Annotated in this window: 21 protein-coding genes; 12 read left to right on the top strand and 9 right to left on the bottom strand. The window is 59.3% G+C overall.

The window, feature by feature from the left end; translation table 11 throughout:
- Positions 1-112, top strand: a 112-nt coding sequence (locus ACYP2Q_RS25600) for a transposase (protein WP_036984840.1), incomplete at its 5' end; no start/stop codon positions are given.
- Positions 113-183: 71 nt separating this feature from the next.
- Here the strand turns inward: ACYP2Q_RS25600 and fdxA are convergent.
- Together fdxA and mutS are read right to left on the bottom strand one after the other, a co-directional pair.
- Positions 184-507 carry a ferredoxin FdxA gene (gene fdxA / locus ACYP2Q_RS25605; protein ID WP_274073301.1) on the bottom strand — a complete coding sequence of 108 codons (324 nt, stop codon included), beginning with the start codon at positions 505-507 and terminating at the stop codon, positions 184-186.
- A 142-nt stretch (positions 508-649) separates the two neighbouring features.
- Positions 650-3,229, bottom strand: a complete 2,580-nt coding sequence (mutS, locus tag ACYP2Q_RS25610; protein ID WP_459733038.1) for a DNA mismatch repair protein MutS — start codon at positions 3,227-3,229, stop codon at positions 650-652.
- 203 nt (positions 3,230-3,432) lie between these two features.
- Between mutS and ACYP2Q_RS25615 the strand changes: the two genes are divergently transcribed.
- The 6 genes from ACYP2Q_RS25615 to recX all read left to right on the top strand — a co-directional run bounded on the left by ACYP2Q_RS25615 (position 3,433) and on the right by recX (position 7,576).
- Positions 3,433-4,167 (top strand): LexA family transcriptional regulator, encoded by a 735-nt coding sequence (locus ACYP2Q_RS25615; RefSeq protein ID WP_459733157.1) that lies wholly within the window; start codon positions 3,433-3,435, stop codon positions 4,165-4,167.
- A 123-nt stretch (positions 4,168-4,290) separates the two neighbouring features.
- Positions 4,291-4,641, top strand: coding sequence for a phage holin family protein (locus ACYP2Q_RS25620; RefSeq protein ID WP_459733039.1), 351 nt, complete (start codon positions 4,291-4,293; stop codon positions 4,639-4,641).
- A 141-nt stretch (positions 4,642-4,782) separates the two neighbouring features.
- Positions 4,783-5,349 (top strand): glycoside hydrolase family 19 protein, encoded by a 567-nt coding sequence (locus tag ACYP2Q_RS25625; protein ID WP_459733040.1) that lies wholly within the window; start codon positions 4,783-4,785, stop codon positions 5,347-5,349.
- Positions 5,350-5,457: 108 nt separating this feature from the next.
- On the top strand, positions 5,458-5,958 hold the full coding sequence (locus tag ACYP2Q_RS25630; RefSeq protein WP_459733041.1) for a CinA family protein: 501 nt from the start codon (positions 5,458-5,460) through the stop codon (positions 5,956-5,958).
- 83 nt (positions 5,959-6,041) lie between these two features.
- Positions 6,042-7,100 (top strand): recombinase RecA, encoded by a 1,059-nt coding sequence (gene recA / locus ACYP2Q_RS25635; RefSeq protein ID WP_459733042.1) that lies wholly within the window; start codon positions 6,042-6,044, stop codon positions 7,098-7,100.
- A gap of 8 nt (positions 7,101-7,108) precedes the next feature.
- On the top strand, positions 7,109-7,576 hold the full coding sequence (recX, locus tag ACYP2Q_RS25640; protein WP_459733043.1) for a recombination regulator RecX: 468 nt from the start codon (positions 7,109-7,111) through the stop codon (positions 7,574-7,576).
- A gap of 43 nt (positions 7,577-7,619) precedes the next feature.
- On the opposite strand, the gene ACYP2Q_RS25645 is transcribed toward recX, so the two are convergent.
- Positions 7,620-8,738, bottom strand: coding sequence for an LOG family protein (locus ACYP2Q_RS25645; protein ID WP_459733044.1), 1,119 nt, complete (start codon positions 8,736-8,738; stop codon positions 7,620-7,622).
- 62 nt (positions 8,739-8,800) lie between these two features.
- Positions 8,801-9,058 carry a hypothetical protein gene (locus ACYP2Q_RS25650; protein ID WP_459733045.1) on the bottom strand — a complete coding sequence of 86 codons (258 nt, stop codon included), beginning with the start codon at positions 9,056-9,058 and terminating at the stop codon, positions 8,801-8,803.
- A gap of 163 nt (positions 9,059-9,221) precedes the next feature.
- Here ACYP2Q_RS25650 and ACYP2Q_RS25655 point away from each other — a divergent pair, with 163 nt between their 5' ends.
- Positions 9,222-9,416: a hypothetical protein gene (locus tag ACYP2Q_RS25655; RefSeq protein WP_459733046.1), complete on the top strand. Its 195-nt coding sequence runs from the start codon at positions 9,222-9,224 to the stop codon at positions 9,414-9,416.
- A gap of 1 nt (position 9,417) precedes the next feature.
- Here ACYP2Q_RS25655 and ACYP2Q_RS25660 read toward each other — a convergent pair whose 3' ends face one another.
- The gene (locus tag ACYP2Q_RS25660; protein WP_274073312.1) at positions 9,418-9,840 is read right to left on the bottom strand and encodes a PA3611 family quorum-sensing-regulated virulence factor; all 423 of its coding nucleotides are present in this window, start codon (positions 9,838-9,840) and stop codon (positions 9,418-9,420) included.
- A gap of 186 nt (positions 9,841-10,026) precedes the next feature.
- Between ACYP2Q_RS25660 and ACYP2Q_RS25665 the strand changes: the two genes are divergently transcribed.
- From ACYP2Q_RS25665 to ACYP2Q_RS25675, 3 genes are all read left to right on the top strand, one after another.
- The gene (locus ACYP2Q_RS25665; RefSeq protein ID WP_459733047.1) at positions 10,027-10,770 is read left to right on the top strand and encodes a tRNA-uridine aminocarboxypropyltransferase; all 744 of its coding nucleotides are present in this window, start codon (positions 10,027-10,029) and stop codon (positions 10,768-10,770) included.
- Between the two features lie 219 nt (positions 10,771-10,989).
- A complete protein-coding gene (gene erdR / locus ACYP2Q_RS25670) occupies positions 10,990-11,640 on the top strand; it encodes a response regulator transcription factor ErdR (protein ID WP_459733048.1) in 651 nt (216 codons plus the stop codon).
- A gap of 76 nt (positions 11,641-11,716) precedes the next feature.
- Positions 11,717-12,079 carry a diacylglycerol kinase gene (locus ACYP2Q_RS25675; protein WP_034149863.1) on the top strand — a complete coding sequence of 121 codons (363 nt, stop codon included), beginning with the start codon at positions 11,717-11,719 and terminating at the stop codon, positions 12,077-12,079.
- Here ACYP2Q_RS25675 and ACYP2Q_RS25680 read toward each other — a convergent pair.
- The gene (locus ACYP2Q_RS25680; RefSeq protein WP_046816547.1) at positions 12,076-13,002 is read right to left on the bottom strand and encodes a LysR family transcriptional regulator; all 927 of its coding nucleotides are present in this window, start codon (positions 13,000-13,002) and stop codon (positions 12,076-12,078) included. The two genes, ACYP2Q_RS25675 and ACYP2Q_RS25680, sit on opposite strands and share 4 nt — an antisense overlap.
- 139 nt (positions 13,003-13,141) lie before the next feature.
- Here ACYP2Q_RS25680 and fpr point away from each other — a divergent pair, with 139 nt between their 5' ends.
- Complete coding sequence (gene fpr / locus ACYP2Q_RS25685; RefSeq protein ID WP_008054100.1) at positions 13,142-13,921, top strand: ferredoxin-NADP reductase; 780 nt, start codon at positions 13,142-13,144, stop codon at positions 13,919-13,921.
- Positions 13,922-14,051: 130 nt separating this feature from the next.
- Here fpr and tsaA read toward each other — a convergent pair whose 3' ends face one another.
- From tsaA to ACYP2Q_RS25700, 3 genes are all read right to left on the bottom strand, one after another.
- Positions 14,052-14,750, bottom strand: a complete 699-nt coding sequence (gene tsaA, locus ACYP2Q_RS25690; RefSeq protein ID WP_459733049.1) for a tRNA (N6-threonylcarbamoyladenosine(37)-N6)-methyltransferase TrmO — start codon at positions 14,748-14,750, stop codon at positions 14,052-14,054.
- 155 nt (positions 14,751-14,905) lie between these two features.
- Entirely contained in the window at positions 14,906-15,676 is a 771-nt protein-coding gene (locus ACYP2Q_RS25695) for an SDR family oxidoreductase (protein ID WP_459733050.1), read from the bottom strand.
- A 136-nt stretch (positions 15,677-15,812) separates the two neighbouring features.
- Entirely contained in the window at positions 15,813-16,283 is a 471-nt protein-coding gene (locus ACYP2Q_RS25700) for a YehS family protein (RefSeq protein ID WP_103394455.1), read from the bottom strand.
- Between the last annotated feature and the right edge of the window lie 18 nt (positions 16,284-16,301).

Raw genomic sequence — 16,301 nt, forward strand, 5'->3', positions numbered from 1 at the left:
GCTGGAAGGGATAAACAATCGAATAAAGGTCATCAAGCGGATGGCGTACGGTTACCGGGATAGCGAATTCTTTTTCATGAAGATCAAGAGCGTCTTTCCCGGTAATCCGTGAAGAACCTTTTTTTTTGCCTGCAGAAAAGCAAAAAGGCCCTTGTGGGGCCTTTTTTGTAAACGCGGGGGTAATCAGCGTTCGAGGTGTTCGATCTTGCCTGGCTTGCCATCCCACTCGGCAGAGTCGGGCAATGGATCTTTACGTTCGGTAATGTTCGGCCAGATTTCAGCCAGCTCAACGTTCAGCTGGATGAAGTTTTCCATGCCTGCAGGTACTTCATCTTCGGAGAAGATGGCCACAGCCGGGCATTCAGGTTCGCACAGTGCGCAGTCGATGCACTCATCCGGGTGAATCACCAGGAAATTCGGGCCTTCGTAAAAGCAGTCCACCGGACAGACTTCTACGCAGTCGGTGTACTTGCACTTGATGCAGTTGTCGGTGACGACGAAGGTCATTTCTAATTTTCTCCTCAGGCGCGGCTTGCTGCGCCCCTTCACGTAGGGGTCGCAAGGTTTGGGAGCGATAGTCTGCAGGCCAGGCTAAAAGCCTGCAGCATCCCAAACCGCGCGAGATTCTAACAGCTTGCAAGCCGCTGCGTTAGACCCGTGTCTTTAGTGTATAGAGCATTTCGAGTGCGCGACGTGGCGTCATGTTGTCCAGATCGAGCTTGGCCAGTTCATCCAGCACCGGATGCGGCAGGCTCGCGAACAGGTCGCTCTGCTGCGGCGCGGCCGGTTTGCCTTTGGTCGGCGCAGGCGCTTCATGGGGCAGGGCGGTGTCTTCCAGGCGGCTCAAGTGCTCTCGGGCACGCAAGATCACCTCGTTCGGCACGCCAGCCAACTGCGCAACCGCCAGGCCATAGCTTTGGCTGGCCGGCCCTGGCAGTACATGGTGCAGGAACACAATGCGTTCGTTGTGCTCGGTGGCATTGAGGTGCACGTTGGCCACCAGCGGCTGGGCTTCCGGCAACACCGTCAGCTCGAAGTAGTGGGTGGCGAACAGCGTGTAGGCCCGCAGGTGCGCCAGGCGTTCCGCCGCCGCCCACGCCAGGGACAGGCCGTCGAAGGTACTGGTACCGCGCCCGACTTCGTCCATCAGCACCAGACTGCGCTCGGTGGCGTTATGCAGGATGTTGGCGGTTTCGCTCATCTCGACCATAAAGGTCGAGCGTCCGCCGGCCAGGTCATCGCTGGAGCCGATCCGGGTGAAAATCCGGTCGACCAGGGACAACTCGCAACTGGCTGCCGGGACGAAACTGCCGATGTGCGCCAGCAGTACGATCAACGCCGTCTGCCGCATATAGGTGGACTTACCGCCCATGTTCGGACCGGTGATCACCAGCATGCGGGTATTGTCGTCGAGGCTCAGGTCGTTGGCCACGAACGGGGTGGTCAATACCTGTTCAACCACCGGGTGGCGACCCTGGTTGATACGCATGCACGGTTCGCTGACAAAGCGCGGGCAGTTCAGGTCGAGATTCAGCGCCCGTTCGGCCAGGTTGCTCAGCACGTCAAGCTCGGCCAGCGCCGCCGCCGTGTCCTGCAGCGGTGGCAATTGGGCGATCAGGTCCTCGAGCAGTGCTTCGTACAGCATCTTCTCGCGCGCCAGGGCACGGCTTTTGGCGGACAGTGCCTTGTCTTCAAATGCCTTCAGTTCCGGGGTAATGAAGCGCTCGGCGCCTTTGAGGGTCTGGCGGCGAATGTAATCGGCGGGTGCGGACTCGGCCTGCTTGCTCGGCAGTTCGATGAAGTAGCCGTGGATGCGGTTGTAGCCGACTTTCAGGTGAGACAAGCCAGTGCGGGCTTTTTCCCGGGCTTCGAGATCGATCAGGAATTGCCCGGCGTTCTCGCTGAGCGATTGCAGTTCATCGAGTTCGCTGTCGTAACCGGTTTTCAGCACGCCACCGTCACGGATCACCGCTGGCGGATTGTCGATGATGGCTTTTTCCAGCAATGCCGCCAGTTCCGGGTAGGTGCTGGTGGTGGTTGCCAGTTGGTTGAGGTGCGGCGCTTCCAGCTCGGTCATGGCCACTTGCAGTTGCGGCAGTGCGCCGAGGGCATCACGCAGGCGAGCGAGGTCCCGTGGACGGGCATTGCGCAGGCCGATCCGGGCAAGAATGCGCTCGATGTCGCCGATTTCCTTGAGCTGCGGTTGCAGCTGTTCGAAACGGTAGCCGTCGAGCAAGCAGGTGATCGAGGTCTGGCGCGCCAGCAAAACGCTCAAGTCGCGCAGGGGGCGGTTCAACCAGCGAGTCAGCAGGCGGCTGCCCATGGCGGTCTGGCAGCGATCGACCACCGATTGCAGGGTGTTGTCGCGGCCACCGGCCAGGTTGGTGTCGAGTTCCAGGTTGCGACGGCTGGCGCCGTCCAGCACCACGGTGTCGTCCAGGCGTTCGTGACGCAGGCTGCGCAAGTGCGGCAGGGCAGTGCGCTGGGTTTCCTTCGCATAGGCCAGCAGGCAGCCGGCGGCGCCGATGGCCAGGGTCAGGTTTTCGCAGCCGAAACCTTTCAGGTCCTGGGTCGAGAATTGCTGGCATAGGCTCTTCAGCGCCGAATCGCGCTCGAAATCCCAGGGTGCACGGCGACGAACGCCACGACGCTTCTCGGCCGGCAGATCCTTTGGCCAGTCATCCGGGATCAGCAACTCAACCGGATTGACTCGCTCCAGTTCCGCCAGCAGGTTTTCCCAGCCCTTGATCTCCAGCACGCTGAAGTTGCCGCTGGTGATGTCCAGGACCGCCAGGCCGAACAGGCGCTCATCGCCCAGGACCGCGGCGATCAGGTTGTCCCGGCGCTCATCGAGCAGCGCTTCATCGCTCACCGTGCCCGGGGTGATGATCCGCACCACCTGACGGTCCACCGGGCCCTTGCTTGTGGCCGGATCCCCGACCTGCTCGCAGATCACCACGGATTCGCCGAGCTTTACCAGCTTCGCCAGATAACCTTCCGCCGCGTGGTAAGGAATGCCACACATCGGAATCGCCTGGCCGGCCGACTGCCCGCGAGCGGTCAGGGTGATGTCGAGAAGCTTGGCGGCCTTCTTCGCGTCTTCATAGAAGATCTCGTAGAAGTCGCCCATGCGGTAGAACATCAACTGGTCAGGGTGCTGGTTCTTCAGGCGCCAGTATTGCTGCATCATCGGCGTGTGCGAGGACAGGTCGGAGAGGGCTTTATTCATCGGATTGCCAGGAAAACTCGTTCAAAAGGTGTGGGGCAAAAGCGGGCATTGGCACGGCTTTTCCGCGATGGGCGCAAGGTTACCATGGGCGGTCTTGTCGACGCAGGCATCCACGGCCGGGTGACGTTTTTATTGATGATTCATGCGTAGGTTATGCAAATCAGCATTTGTCGTGGCAACAAACTTCGAGCAATATGCGCATTATGCAAAAACGCAACGTATCGACCGTTTTAAGAGCACTGCTCGATCAGCACGGTATCTCCCCCACGGAGCTTCACCGTCGCACCGGCGTGCCTCAATCCACGCTCTCACGCATCCTCGGCGGGAAAATCGTCGATCCTTCGGATAAACATATTTCCAAGATCGCCGACTACTTCGCCGTGAGTACCGATCAGTTGCGTGGGCGCGCGGTCATCGGGCCGGCAATCAGCGCCCGGCGTGAAGCCGCGCATTCGCAACTCACCGACATCAGTCTGTGGGACGACGACACCCCCATCGATGACGACGAGGTCTCAGTGCCTTTTCTTCGCGAGGTTGAATTGGCTGCAGGATCAGGAAGATTCGTCATCGAAGAGAGCGAGCGCGCCAGCCTGCGCTTCGGCAAGCGCAGCCTGCGGCATAACGGCGTGCAGTTCGACCAGGCCAAATGCGTGACGGTGCGCGGCAACAGCATGCTGCCCGTGTTGCGCGACGGCGCCACGGTGGGCGTCAACGCCGGCAAGCGCGGGATTGGCGACATCATCGATGGCGATCTCTATGCCATCAATCATAACGGTCAGCTGCGGGTGAAGCAGCTGTACCGCCTGCCCACCGGGATTCGCCTGCGCAGCTTCAACCGTGAGGAGCATCCGGACGAGGATTACTCGTTCCAGGACATGCAGGAAGAGCAGATCGTGATCCTGGGTCATGTGTTCTGGTGGGGCATGTACGCTCGCTAATCGTTGATTTGCCTGCCCGTAGGCGCCATTTCTTTCGGATTGGATAATGCATTTGTGCATTGACTGTGTATGCATACATGCATAATCTGGTGCTCCATCGTTTGCATACCCTGGAGATCCGACATGACAAACGAGCAACAACTGTTGCTGGACCTGCCGATCTGGCTCGTCGTCACGCTCGCAGTGGTCAGCGGGGTGTCCGGGGAAATGTGGCGCGCCGACAAGGAGGGGGCTCGTGGCTGGTCATTGCTGCGACGCCTGGCCCTGCGCTCCGGGGCCTGCATGGTCTGTGGCGTCTCGGCGATGATGTTGCTGTACGCCGCCGGGATGTCGATCTGGGCCGCGGGTGCCTTTGGGAGCCTCACCGCGATAGCCGGGGCCGACATGGCCGTCGGGCTGTACGGGCGCTGGGTGGCCAGGCGTATCGGTATCGATGACGGGCCTGCGCGTGATTCTCGCCCTGATCAGCAGTGAATGGCTATCGCTGCGCGCGGCATAACACGGCGCAACAATTACCGGCGAGGCTTACGTGGGGCGGGTCTGTAGTCTTGTGTTCAGCGTGCGGCGCTCCCAGCCGCACCTTGCGAATGTCATGCATCAATCAAGGAGCGAGCGATGCGCCTCACCGAGCAACAGCTACTCATGATCTTTCCAAGTGCCCGCACTCGGGCAGGGGTGTTCATCCTGGCCCTCAATAACGCCATGACACGGCGCAATATCAGTAGCCCCGGGCGCATCGCCGCCTTCCTGGCGCAAATCGGCCACGAGTCGGGGCAGTTGCAGCATGTGCGAGAGCTGGGCAGCGAGAAATATCTCGAGAAATACGATACCGGGGTCCTGGCCACACGCTTGGGCAATTCCCCTGAACCCGACGGCGACGGTCAACGCTATCGGGGTCGCGGACTTATCCAGGTCACCGGTCGCATTAATTATCTGCAATGCAGTCGGGCACTGTTTGGTGATGAGCGCCTGCTGCAACAACCCGAACTGCTGGAGCAGCCAGAGTGGGCCGCCGAATCCGCGGCCTGGTTCTGGGAGCGAAACGGCCTCAATGAACTGGCCGACGGCGATGAGTTCAACAGTATTACCCGGCGTATCAATGGTGGCTTGAACGGGTTGCCGCAGCGTTTGCTGCTGTGGGAGCGGGCCAAGGCGGTGTTATGCCCGCCCGCAAGCCCGTGAGGCCTGTATCAGAGCGTTTGCCCGCTCACATCTTGATCGATCCTGTCACTTGCAAGCGCTACTCGCTCGTGTACGTTAGGCCTCATTCCGTCCGATCAGGAGATGACCGTGAAAGAAATCACTCAACTGGCCGCTGAACTCGGCAGGCGTCTGCAGGTTCTCAATGCCCACGTCACTGCTGCCGAGTCCTGTACGGGCGGCGGTATCAGCGAGGCGATTACCCGGATCCCCGGTAGCTCGGCGTGGTTCGAGGCCGGTTATGTCACCTATTCCAACCGACAGAAGTCTCTTCAGCTGAATGTCCCGAGCGAGTTGTTTTTGACGGTGGGGGCGGTCAGTCGGGAGGTGGTCGAGGCCATGGTCCGTGGCGCACAGGAAAAAAGCAGTGCGCGTTTTGCCGTGGCGGTCAGCGGGGTGGCGGGACCGGATGGCGGTTCGCCCAGCAAGCCGGTAGGCACTGTTTGGCTGGCCTGGGGCGTCGACGAGCAGGTGTTCAGCGAGGTACAGCACTTTGCCGGTAACCGCGACGAGGTCCGCCGACAAACGGTGAAGGCCGCGCTAGAGGGGCTGCTGCGCCATGCCGCGGGAGAAATCTCAAATCAGGGGTAGGCGATCCGCAAACGCTGTGGAATAATACTGTCTACTTATACAGGTGTTGGCCGTCAGGCCTTATTGATTACGTGAGGACTTTAATGGACGACAACAAGAAGAAAGCCTTGGCTGCGGCCCTGGGTCAGATCGAACGTCAATTCGGCAAGGGTGCCGTAATGCGTATGGGCGATCAGGACCGTCAGGCGATCCCGGCCATCTCCACTGGCTCTCTGGGTCTGGACATCGCTTTGGGCATTGGCGGCCTGCCAAAAGGCCGCATTGTTGAAATCTACGGTCCTGAATCTTCCGGTAAAACCACACTGACATTGTCCGTAATCGCCCAGGCCCAGAAAGCCGGCGCGACCTGCGCATTCGTCGATGCCGAGCACGCCCTGGACCCTGAGTACGCCGGCAAGCTGGGCGTCAACGTCGACGACCTGCTGGTTTCCCAGCCTGACACCGGTGAGCAAGCCCTGGAAATCACCGACATGCTGGTGCGTTCCAATGCGGTTGACGTGATCATCGTCGACTCCGTGGCGGCCCTGGTGCCGAAAGCTGAAATCGAAGGCGAAATGGGTGACATGCACGTGGGCCTCCAAGCCCGCCTGATGTCCCAGGCGCTGCGTAAAATCACCGGTAACATCAAGAACGCCAACTGCCTGGTGATCTTCATCAACCAGATCCGGATGAAGATCGGTGTGATGTTCGGCAGCCCGGAAACCACTACCGGTGGTAACGCGCTGAAGTTCTATGCGTCAGTTCGTCTGGATATCCGCCGCACAGGTGCGGTGAAAGAAGGTGATGAAGTCGTCGGTAGCGAGACCCGCGTCAAGGTTGTAAAGAACAAGGTGGCTTCGCCGTTCCGTCAGGCCGAGTTCCAGATTCTTTACGGCAAGGGCATCTACCTCAATGGCGAGATGATCGACCTGGGTGTTCTGCACGGGTTCGTTGAGAAATCCGGTGCCTGGTATGCCTATAACGGCACCAAGATCGGCCAGGGTAAAGCCAACTCGGCCAAGTACCTGGCGGATAACCCGGACATTGCCGCAACGCTTGAGAAACAACTGCGTGACAAGCTGTTGTCCCCGGCTTCGGTAGCGGACTCCAAGGCTTCTGCGGTCAAAGAGACCGAAGACGACCTGGCTGACGCTGATATCTGATTGATCCGATGACCGCCGTACTCGATACCCTCGTCGCGGTGCGGCGAACCGCAATGGACCTGCTCGCACGACGCGAGCACGGTCGAGTCGAGCTGACGCGTAAACTGCGTCAGCGCGGCGCTCTTCCCGAAATGATCGAAACAGCACTCGACCGACTGACGGAAGAGGGCTTGTTGTCCGAAACCCGCTACCTTGAAAGCTTTGTTTCCTACCGTGCCCGTTCCGGTTATGGCCCTTTACGCATTCGTGAAGAGTTAGGTCAGCGTGGGCTGCAACGTAGCGATATTGAACTCGCCTTGCGCGAGAGCGGGATCGACTGGCAGGAACAGTTGCAAGACACCTGGCGGCGCAAGTTCTCCGGGCATTTACCGATAGATGCCCGGGAGCGCGCCAAGCAAGGAAGGTTCCTGGCGTATCGGGGATACTCCATGGAAATGATCAGTCGCTTGCTCAGTGGCCGAGGGATGGACGATTGACTGAAACGGCCCGCTATTTCGATAGCGGGCCGTTTTTTTTGTCTCACGTAACCTTTAATGGCACTCGCGTACGTTGTTGTGCCGTTGGTTGGTTTTGGGCCCAGTTTTCCGCGAGGTTGATGTAATCCACCAGCTCGCGCAGTCGGCCGTGATTGCGGGCGGTGAAGGTGAAGGCCAGTCGCGCCAGGTGACTGAATTGTGCTTCGTCGTGCTCTTCACCGTTGTAGGCATGTTGATGGAATTGATCGCTCAGACATAGGTCGGCGAATGCCTCTTGCATGTGTTCGAGTGCCTGGTCACTGAGCTTGTGGTTCATGCGAATCACGAACTGATGCTTGAGCCAGCGGCTGGAGTGGTAGTTGCTGTAGAACTGGTTAATCTGCTCCACCGCTTCTTCGGCACTGTAGACCAGCTTCACCAGTTTCATGTCGGCAGGCAGGATGTAGCGATTCTCCTCCAGTTGCTGGTGGATGAAGTCCAGCGCTCCTTGCCAGAATTTTCCGCCCGGCGCGTCCAGCAGCACCACGGGCACCAATGGGCTTTTGCCCGTCTGGATCAGCGTCAGTACTTCCAGCGCTTCGTCCAAGGTGCCGAAACCGCCCGGGCACAGCACCAGTGCATCCGCTTCCTTGACGAAGAACAGCTTGCGCGTGAAGAAAAAATGGAAGGGCAGCAGGTTGGTCGTGCCCTGGACGGTGGGGTTTGCATGTTGCTCGAAGGGCAGGGTGATGTTGAATCCCAGGCTGTGCTCAAGGCCGGCCCCTTCGTGGGCCGCGGCCATGATGCCGCCTCCCGCACCCGTGATGACCATCATGTCCGAGCGCGCCAGGGCGGCGCCGAGTTCCCGGGCGAGGCCATACAAGGGATGTTCTACTGGCGTGCGTGCGGAGCCGAAAACAGTGACTTTGCGTCGCCCCTTGAACTGCTCGAGCACCCGGAACGCATGCTCGAGTTCGCGCAGGGCCTGCAGGGTTATCTTGGCATTCCAGCGATTGTGGTCTTCCTGGGCCATGCGCAGCACGGTCAGAATCATGTCGCGGTAGATCGGGATGTTCGGGCTGTTGGGTGAAACCAGGTTCAGCTGTTCTTCGACCTTGCTGATGAGGTCGTGGCCGCTTTCTTGAAAATGACGGCTCAGGAGGTCATTCGGTTGGTAAGGCATTCAACTTCTCCTTCTGCACGGAGCCATCGGCTTCGACCCTTCACCGTCGACGCCACGACACTTCATGCGTCGCTGTCTGCCCAGGCCCATGCCTGTGCGATCCACTTGACCCGACCGGTGATCAGGTCATCCATACCGGCTCTGTTTTTCCCTTGGATGAAAGAAACGTTTGCACAGCACAAGACGTAGCGGGCGGCCCCTTTCCTGCCATGACGAAATGAACGTGGATACCTGAAATCCAGGCCCTCGCGATGATTCACGCTGCCTTGATCATTGCGCCGCAAAGTCTTTCCTGGCAACCGTTTATTGACGATTTGCAAGGTGGTTTCACCGCTCGTCTGAACCCGCCCCGAGTATGCTGTGCTCTGATTTACTAAGTTACAGGTATTACACGACAACTTGGCGTCAAGGGCAGGGCGCAAGGTACAAGCTGTTCAAGGATTTTTCGCTCATTACGAGTGAGGTGCAGGGAGCCGGTAAGCCATGGCCAGGGTCATTCTGGAGATCGATACGCAACTGTATCGATTGCTGAAGTCATCAGCCGAGATCAACCATTTGAGTCTCGAGGAAGAGTGTTGCCGGCGTTTGATGGGCGCGGAGCGGCACTCGCGCTATTTGCAAGCGCTGGTGGCGGAACTGCGCGCCGAGGATGAACAGCGGCGCGCAAAATCCCACTGACTTATTTTTTCTTCTGGGTCGCTTTCGGGCAATCCGATTCCTGATAGCTTGCAGAGCCGACCGCACGGTTGGTCTTTACCTCGGTAAAGTCGTAACGCATGACCGCGCCCTTGGCCATCAGCTTGCGGAAGGACGGGTTGTTGCACACCGAGGCACCCAGTTGGAAGTACACGGCCTTGGGGTCGGCGCGCATCTTGTTGGCGTGACTGCTTTGCACGCTCAGGTGGTTGATCAGCGTGTTGCCTTCGACCGTATAGCCCTGATCGAGAATGTCTTCATTGATCGCCCGCGGGGTGCCGACGCTGCTTTGCGTGGCGACGTTTCGCAGCTCTCTGTTGAGATTCTGCTCACTCAAGGACGCGGCCTGAGCGTTGAAGGACGACGCCAGCAGAATGGCAGCGGTGGGAACGATAAGGCGCAGCATGAAACTCTCCTGGGGCAGTGATGGGGGTTTGACCCATCACATGACTGTGCGTTCAGTGGCGGCGAATTATAGGGGAGCAGGCCAGGACGGTACAGGTTTGCGCCAATGGGTCTGGTAAACTGCCTGCACTTTCACCCTGCGAGTGCTTTTCGTGTCGATCTCTTTTTCCTGCCGGCATGGCCTGCAATGATCCATGCTCCCAACGCCGTAGCCCGTCTGCGCGACCAGCGCGAAGAGGAAGGCATCAAGCCGATCCAGGCCCGTGGCTGGCGGGCAACCCGCTGCCGCGCGTGCCGCGTGATCGAGAGTCACTGCCTGTGCGCCTGGCGCCCGCAGGTCGAGACCCGCTCCGGGGTGTGCCTGATCATGACCGGCAAGGAAGTGTTCAAACCCAGCAACACCGGCTGGCTGATCGCCGATGTGGTGCGCGACAACCATGCTTTCATCTGGTCGCGAACCGAGGTGGATCAACAGTTGCTGGCGTTGCTGTCCGACCCGCAATGGCAGCCTTATCTGGTGTTCCCGGGTGAATATGTCGCGCCTGAGCGTGTCACTCACAGCGTGGCGGTCGATCAGGCCCGGCGGCCGCTGTTCATTTTGCTGGACGCGACCTGGACTGAAGCCCGGAAGATTTTCCGCAAAAGTCCCTATTTCGACTCGCTTCCGATCCTTAGCCTGTTGCCCGAGAAGCTCTCCCGCTACCAACTGCGCCGCTCCACCCGTAGCGAACATTTGTGCACAGCGGAAGTCGCAGCGTTGTGTCTCGATCTGGCAGGTGATGTAGAGGCCGCGTCGGCACTCAACGCTTATTTCGATGTGTTCAGCCAACATTACCTCGATGCCAAGCGTCAGCTGGAAATGAATGTTTCGACCCCGGCGCACACCGAGTTGATGGCCTACGTTCAGCCAGCAGTGGTATTGATGGATTGATTGTCGCCGATGCTGCAATAAAGTGTGCCAGCCATGTTGCTTGACCACCCCGGTTTCGCTGGGCATGCTTGGCGCCGATTAGGGTGCGGCCAGAGTTTGAAACGCCGTTTTTTGCGTTGAACGTGCCCTGTTGGTGCGGCTCCTTGGCTGTTACCTTGAGTTGTTTTGGCGATACCCGAATGCATCGGGCATCCCATGAAAAACAGGATCATTTGAAAAATGGCCACATACGAAATCCTGATTGCCGATGACCATCCGCTTTTTCGTTCCGCCCTGCATCAAGCGCTGACCCTGGGCCTGGGCCCGGATGTGCGCCTGGTGGAAGTGGCGAGCATTGCCGAGCTGGAGTCCCGCCTGACCGAAAAGGCTGACTGGGACCTGGTGCTGCTGGATCTGAACATGCCGGGTGCATACGGTTTTTCCGGGTTGGTGCTGCTGCGCGGCCAGTACCCGCAAATTCCTGTCGTCATGGTCTCGGCCCAGGAAGAAGCGACGATCATGGTGAAATCCCGCGAATTTGGTGCAAGCGGTTTCATACCCAAGTCCAGCGACCTGAGTGTTATCCAGAAAGCCGTGCGTGCGGTACTCGATGGCGATGTATTCTGGCCGCCGCAGGCATTCGAAGCCGTCAGCGTTTCCGATGAAGCCAAGGCAGCCAGTGAAGGTCTTGCCAGCTTGACGCCACAACAGTTCCGGGTGCTGACCATGGTCTGCGAAGGGTTGTTGAACAAGCAGATTGCCTACGAACTGAGTGTGTCCGAAGCGACCATCAAGGCCCACGTCACCGCGATTTTTCGTAAGCTGAATGTGCGCACTCGCACCCAGGCGGCACTGCTGCTGCAACAACTTGAGTCAATTTCAAGCCATTAAGCGCTGGCATCTTCACGCTTTTTTGACTTTGGTTAATCTAGCTTTCTCACTCCTTTTTTTGGTCAGTTCCTACTCTATGTCACCTTTCAAAGGCCAGACCGGCCTGAAACGTATTCTCAATGCTTCCGGCTACTCGCTGGACGGCCTGCGCGCAGCCTTCACCGGCGAAGCAGCTTTTCGGCAACTGGTGTTGCTCAATGTCATCCTGATCCCGCTGTCGTTCTTCTTGAACGTGAGTCGTGTCGAGCAGGCGTTGTTGATTGCGGTATGCCTGCTGGCGCTGATCGTCGAGTTGCTCAATTCGGCCGTGGAAGCGGCGATCGACCGCATTTCCCTGGAATTGCACCCGTTGTCGAAAAACGCCAAGGACATGGGCAGCGCCGCGCAATTTGTGGCCTTGACCATGATCGCGCTGGTCTGGGCGGTGATTCTGCTTTAAGCGATCGCTGGCAAGACGATCTCGTCGCTGCGCTGCACCCCGGCGGTGAATGCGCGGCACAGGTCGAGAAACTCGCGCATCGCCGAGGTCTGGTACTTCTGCTTGTGCCAGATGAAATAGAACTGTCGCGCCAGGTCCAGGTCCGGTGTCTCCACCGCAACCAGGCTGCCGCGACGGAACGCATCGCGCAGCGCCAGCCGCGAGATGCAGCCGATTCCCAGGCCGGATTCCACGGCACGCTTGATGGCTTCGGTGTGTTCCAGTTCCAAGCGGATGTTCAGCGCGCTACGGTGATGACGCATGGCCTGGTCGAAGGTCAGGCGCGTGCCTGAGCCTTGTTCTCGCAAGATCCAGGCTTCGTGGCTCAGCTCCTCCATGCTCGCGGTGCCGCGTTTGGCCAGCGGGTGTTGTGGCGCGCAGAAAACCACCAGTTCATCTTCGACCCAACTTTGCACTTCGATGTCCGGGTGGCTGCAATCGCCTTCGATCAGACCCAGGTCAATTTCGTAGTGGGCAACCTGTTGCACAATGTTGGCGGTGTTCTGCACGTGCAGCTTCACCTGGCTTTCCGGATGGCGCTGCATGAAACCGCCGATCAACAGGGTGGCGAGATAGTTGCCAATGGTCAGGGTGGCGCCCACCGCCAATGAGCCGAAACCGGATTTGCCATTGAGCAGGTCTTCGATCTCCTTGGCCTGGTCAAGCAGGGCGACCGCCTGGGGCAGCAGTTGTTTACCCAGGGCGTTGAGGCTCAGCCGTTTGCCGGCGCGATCGAACAGCTGGCAGCTGCACTGGCGTTCCAGCTCGGTAATCGATGTGCTCGCCGCCGACTGCGAGAGGTTGAGCAGGCCCGCAGCACGGGAGACGCTTTCCTGCTGGGCGACGGCGACGAACACTTGAAGTTGACGGAGAGTAAATCGCATATCGATATAACCGATAACCCTTATCTTAATAATCCAGTTAACAGATATTGTCGGCGCTATTAGAATGCGATGCAATTGCGCACCGCCGGTCTCTTCCTGAAAGAGCAAGCGCAGACCCAATCTCCAGGAGTCCCCGTACATGAGCAACATGAACCACGAGCGTGTCCTCAGTGTTCATCACTGGAACGACACTCTGTTCAGCTTCAAGTGCACCCGTGATCCGGGCCTGCGCTTCGAGAACGGTCAGTTCGTGATGATCGGCCTGCAACAGCCCAATGGCCGCCCGCTTATGCGCGCTTATTCGATTGCCAGCCCGAACTGGGAAGAGCATCTCGAGTTCTTCAGCATCAAGGTACCTGACGGTCCGCTGACTTCCCAGTTGCAGCACCTGAAGGAAGGCGACGAGATCATCATCAGCAAGAAGCCTACCGGCACGCTGGTGCTGGATGACTTGAAGCCTGGCAAACATTTGTACCTGCTCAGCACAGGTACCGGTCTGGCGCCGTTCATGAGCGTCATCCAGGACCCGGAAACCTACGAGCGTTTCGAAAAAGTGATCCTGTGCCACGGCGTGCGTTACGTCAACGAAGTCGCCTACCGCGAGTTCATCACCGAGCACCTGCCGCAGAACGAGTTCTTCGGCGACGCGTTGCGTGACAAGTTGATCTACTACCCGACCGTGACCCGCGAGCCGTTCGAGAACGAAGGTCGCCTGACCGACCTGATGCGCAGCGGCAAGCTGTTCAGCGATATCGGCCTGCCACCGATCAACCCGCAGGACGACCGCGCCATGCTGTGCGGCAGCCCGAGCATGCTCGACGAGACCAGCGAAGTGTTGAACAGCTTCGGCCTGAAGGTTTCGCCGCGGATGCGCGAGCCGGGTGATTACCTGATCGAGCGTGCGTTCGTCGAGAAATAAGCACCGGCAACTGCTTTTGTTTTACCTGTGGGAGCGAGCCTGCTCGCGATGGGGGAGTGTCAGTCGACATCAATGTTGGCTGTCACACCGCAATCGCGAGCAGGCTCGCTCCCACAGTTGTTTCCGGCGTTCAGGCTTTCGCGGGAATGACTTCAAGCACCCGGATCAGCTCCGGGCTCGGATAATGCCAGCGCACATCCACATCCCAGAATTGCGCACCATATTCCCGTTCCGGCGCAGGCGTCTGGTACGCCGGACGCGGATCTTGCGCCAGGCATTGCTCGATCAGTTCAACCAAGGGCTCTGCAAGGCGCTGAGCATGCCCTTGAGCCTGTTGCAGGGCTGCATCCGTCCACTGCACGGGAATGAGTTGCGGCGCGGCGCTGGCAATGCTGTTGGTGGCTGTGGCGATGATGTCTGCGTAGGGCACGTAGGGTTTGATATCGAGGATCGGCGTGCCGTCCAGCAGATCGATCCCGGATATCCACAGGCGATCAGCTTCGACCTTGTCCAGTTTGACCACGGACTGGCCAATGCCATTGGGCCGGTGGGTGGCGCGCGTGGCGAACACGCCCATGGATTTGTTTCCGCCCAGGCGCGGAGGGCGGACTTTGAGCCGTGGCTTTTCCTCCAGGGCCTGATGGAACAGGAACAGCAGCCACACGTGGGTGACCTGCTCCAGGCCCTGCACCGCGTCCCCTTGATCGAACGGTGCCACCAGTTCCAGTACGCCGCGGGCAGCCGGGGCCAGTTGCGGCTGGCGTGGAATGGCGAACTTCTCCTTGAAGCAGGAGCGCACGAAGCCGATGGGGGAAACGCTGTAGGTCATGGTTTGGGGTCGAGGCAGAATAAAGGCGCGCATGATAACCCGTTCGACCAGATTCAGTTGTGCCTGTGCCGGCCCCTTCGCGAGCAAGCCCGCACATTTGATAGGGTACACAGGAGATCAGTGTGGGCTTGCTCGCGAAGGTCGTAACGCCGATTTCAGAGGCTAAACCCACCGTCCAGCGGAATGATGTTTCCGGTCATGTAGGCCCCAGCCGTACTCGCAAGACTGATGGCCAAAGCCGCCATCTCTTCCTCGCGGCCCCAACGCTTCATCGGGATCGCCGCGGTGTCCTGCGCCAATGCCTGCTCATCATGGCCGATATGCTGGGTCATCTTGCTCGGAAAGCGCCCCGGGGCGATCACATTGACGTTGATGTGCTGGCTCACCAGTTCCCGCGCCAGAATCCGCGACAGTTGGTGCAAGGCCGCTTTGCTCGGCCCGTAGGCATACGCTTGTTCGCCGAAGGATGAAATCCCGGCGACTGAACCGATATTGATGATCCGTGCCGGATTCGCAGGCGAACCGGCCTTGCGTAGCAGCGGCAGAAATTGCTGGATACAGTTGAATACTGACGTCACATTCAGTTGCATGACCTTCTCCCAGCCCTTGATCGGGTAGCTTTCCAATGGTGCCCCCCACGTGGTGCCAGCGTTGTTCACCAGGATATCGAGGTGGGTCATCTGCTCGCCCAGTCGCGTGGCCAGCTGCTGCACGCCTTCTTCAGTGGCCAGGTTGGCGGCCACCGCGTGACAGCGCCCGAGCGCACCGAGCTCATCGGCGGTTTGCCGACAGGCTTCGACATCGCGGGCACAGACGTAGACGGTGGCGCCAGCCTCGACATAGGCCTTGGCGATCATTTTGCCGATACCACGGGTGCCGCCGGTCACCAGTGCGGTGCGGCCTTGCAGGGAGAAGTAGGGATGCATGGCGAGTCCTGAGGGCTGAAGGTCATTACACCCTAGTCGTCAGTCGCAGGAAGCGGAGCCATTATTTTTGCGCGGAATGGGGGGCCATACGGCCCGGCCTGGACCTGCGCGTTTGCGGGTCAAGGCCGGCGGGTGTTTATTGCGGGCGCACGCGCAGGGTCAGGCCCTTGAGGAAGTTGCGCAGCAGCTGGTCACCGCACGGGCGGTAGTTGGTGTGGCCGAACTTGCGGAACAGTGCGCTCAGCTCAGGCTTGGACACCGGGAACTCGGCGGCCTTGAGGATCGCGTGCATGTCGTCTTCTTTCAGCTCGAAGGCCACGCGCAGCTTTTTCAGGATGATGTTGTTGGTCACCGGTACTTCGATGGGCTGCGGTGGACGGCTTTCGTCCTTGCCGCGCTTGAAGATCACCAGGCCGTCGAGGAAATGCGCCATGACTTCGTCCGGGCAGCGTACGAAACCTTCCTCGTCTTCCTCTTTCTTGTCGAGGTAGGTCAGCAGGTCGGCCAAGGTCACGTCCATGCCGCCGAGCTTGATGATCTCGATGACTTTCTTGTCGCTGATGTCGAGCATGTAGCGCACGCTGCGCAGTACGTCGTTATGAATCATGGTGTGCAATCCTGATAT

It is taken from the genome of Pseudomonas sp. MHK4 (assembly GCF_054600775.1).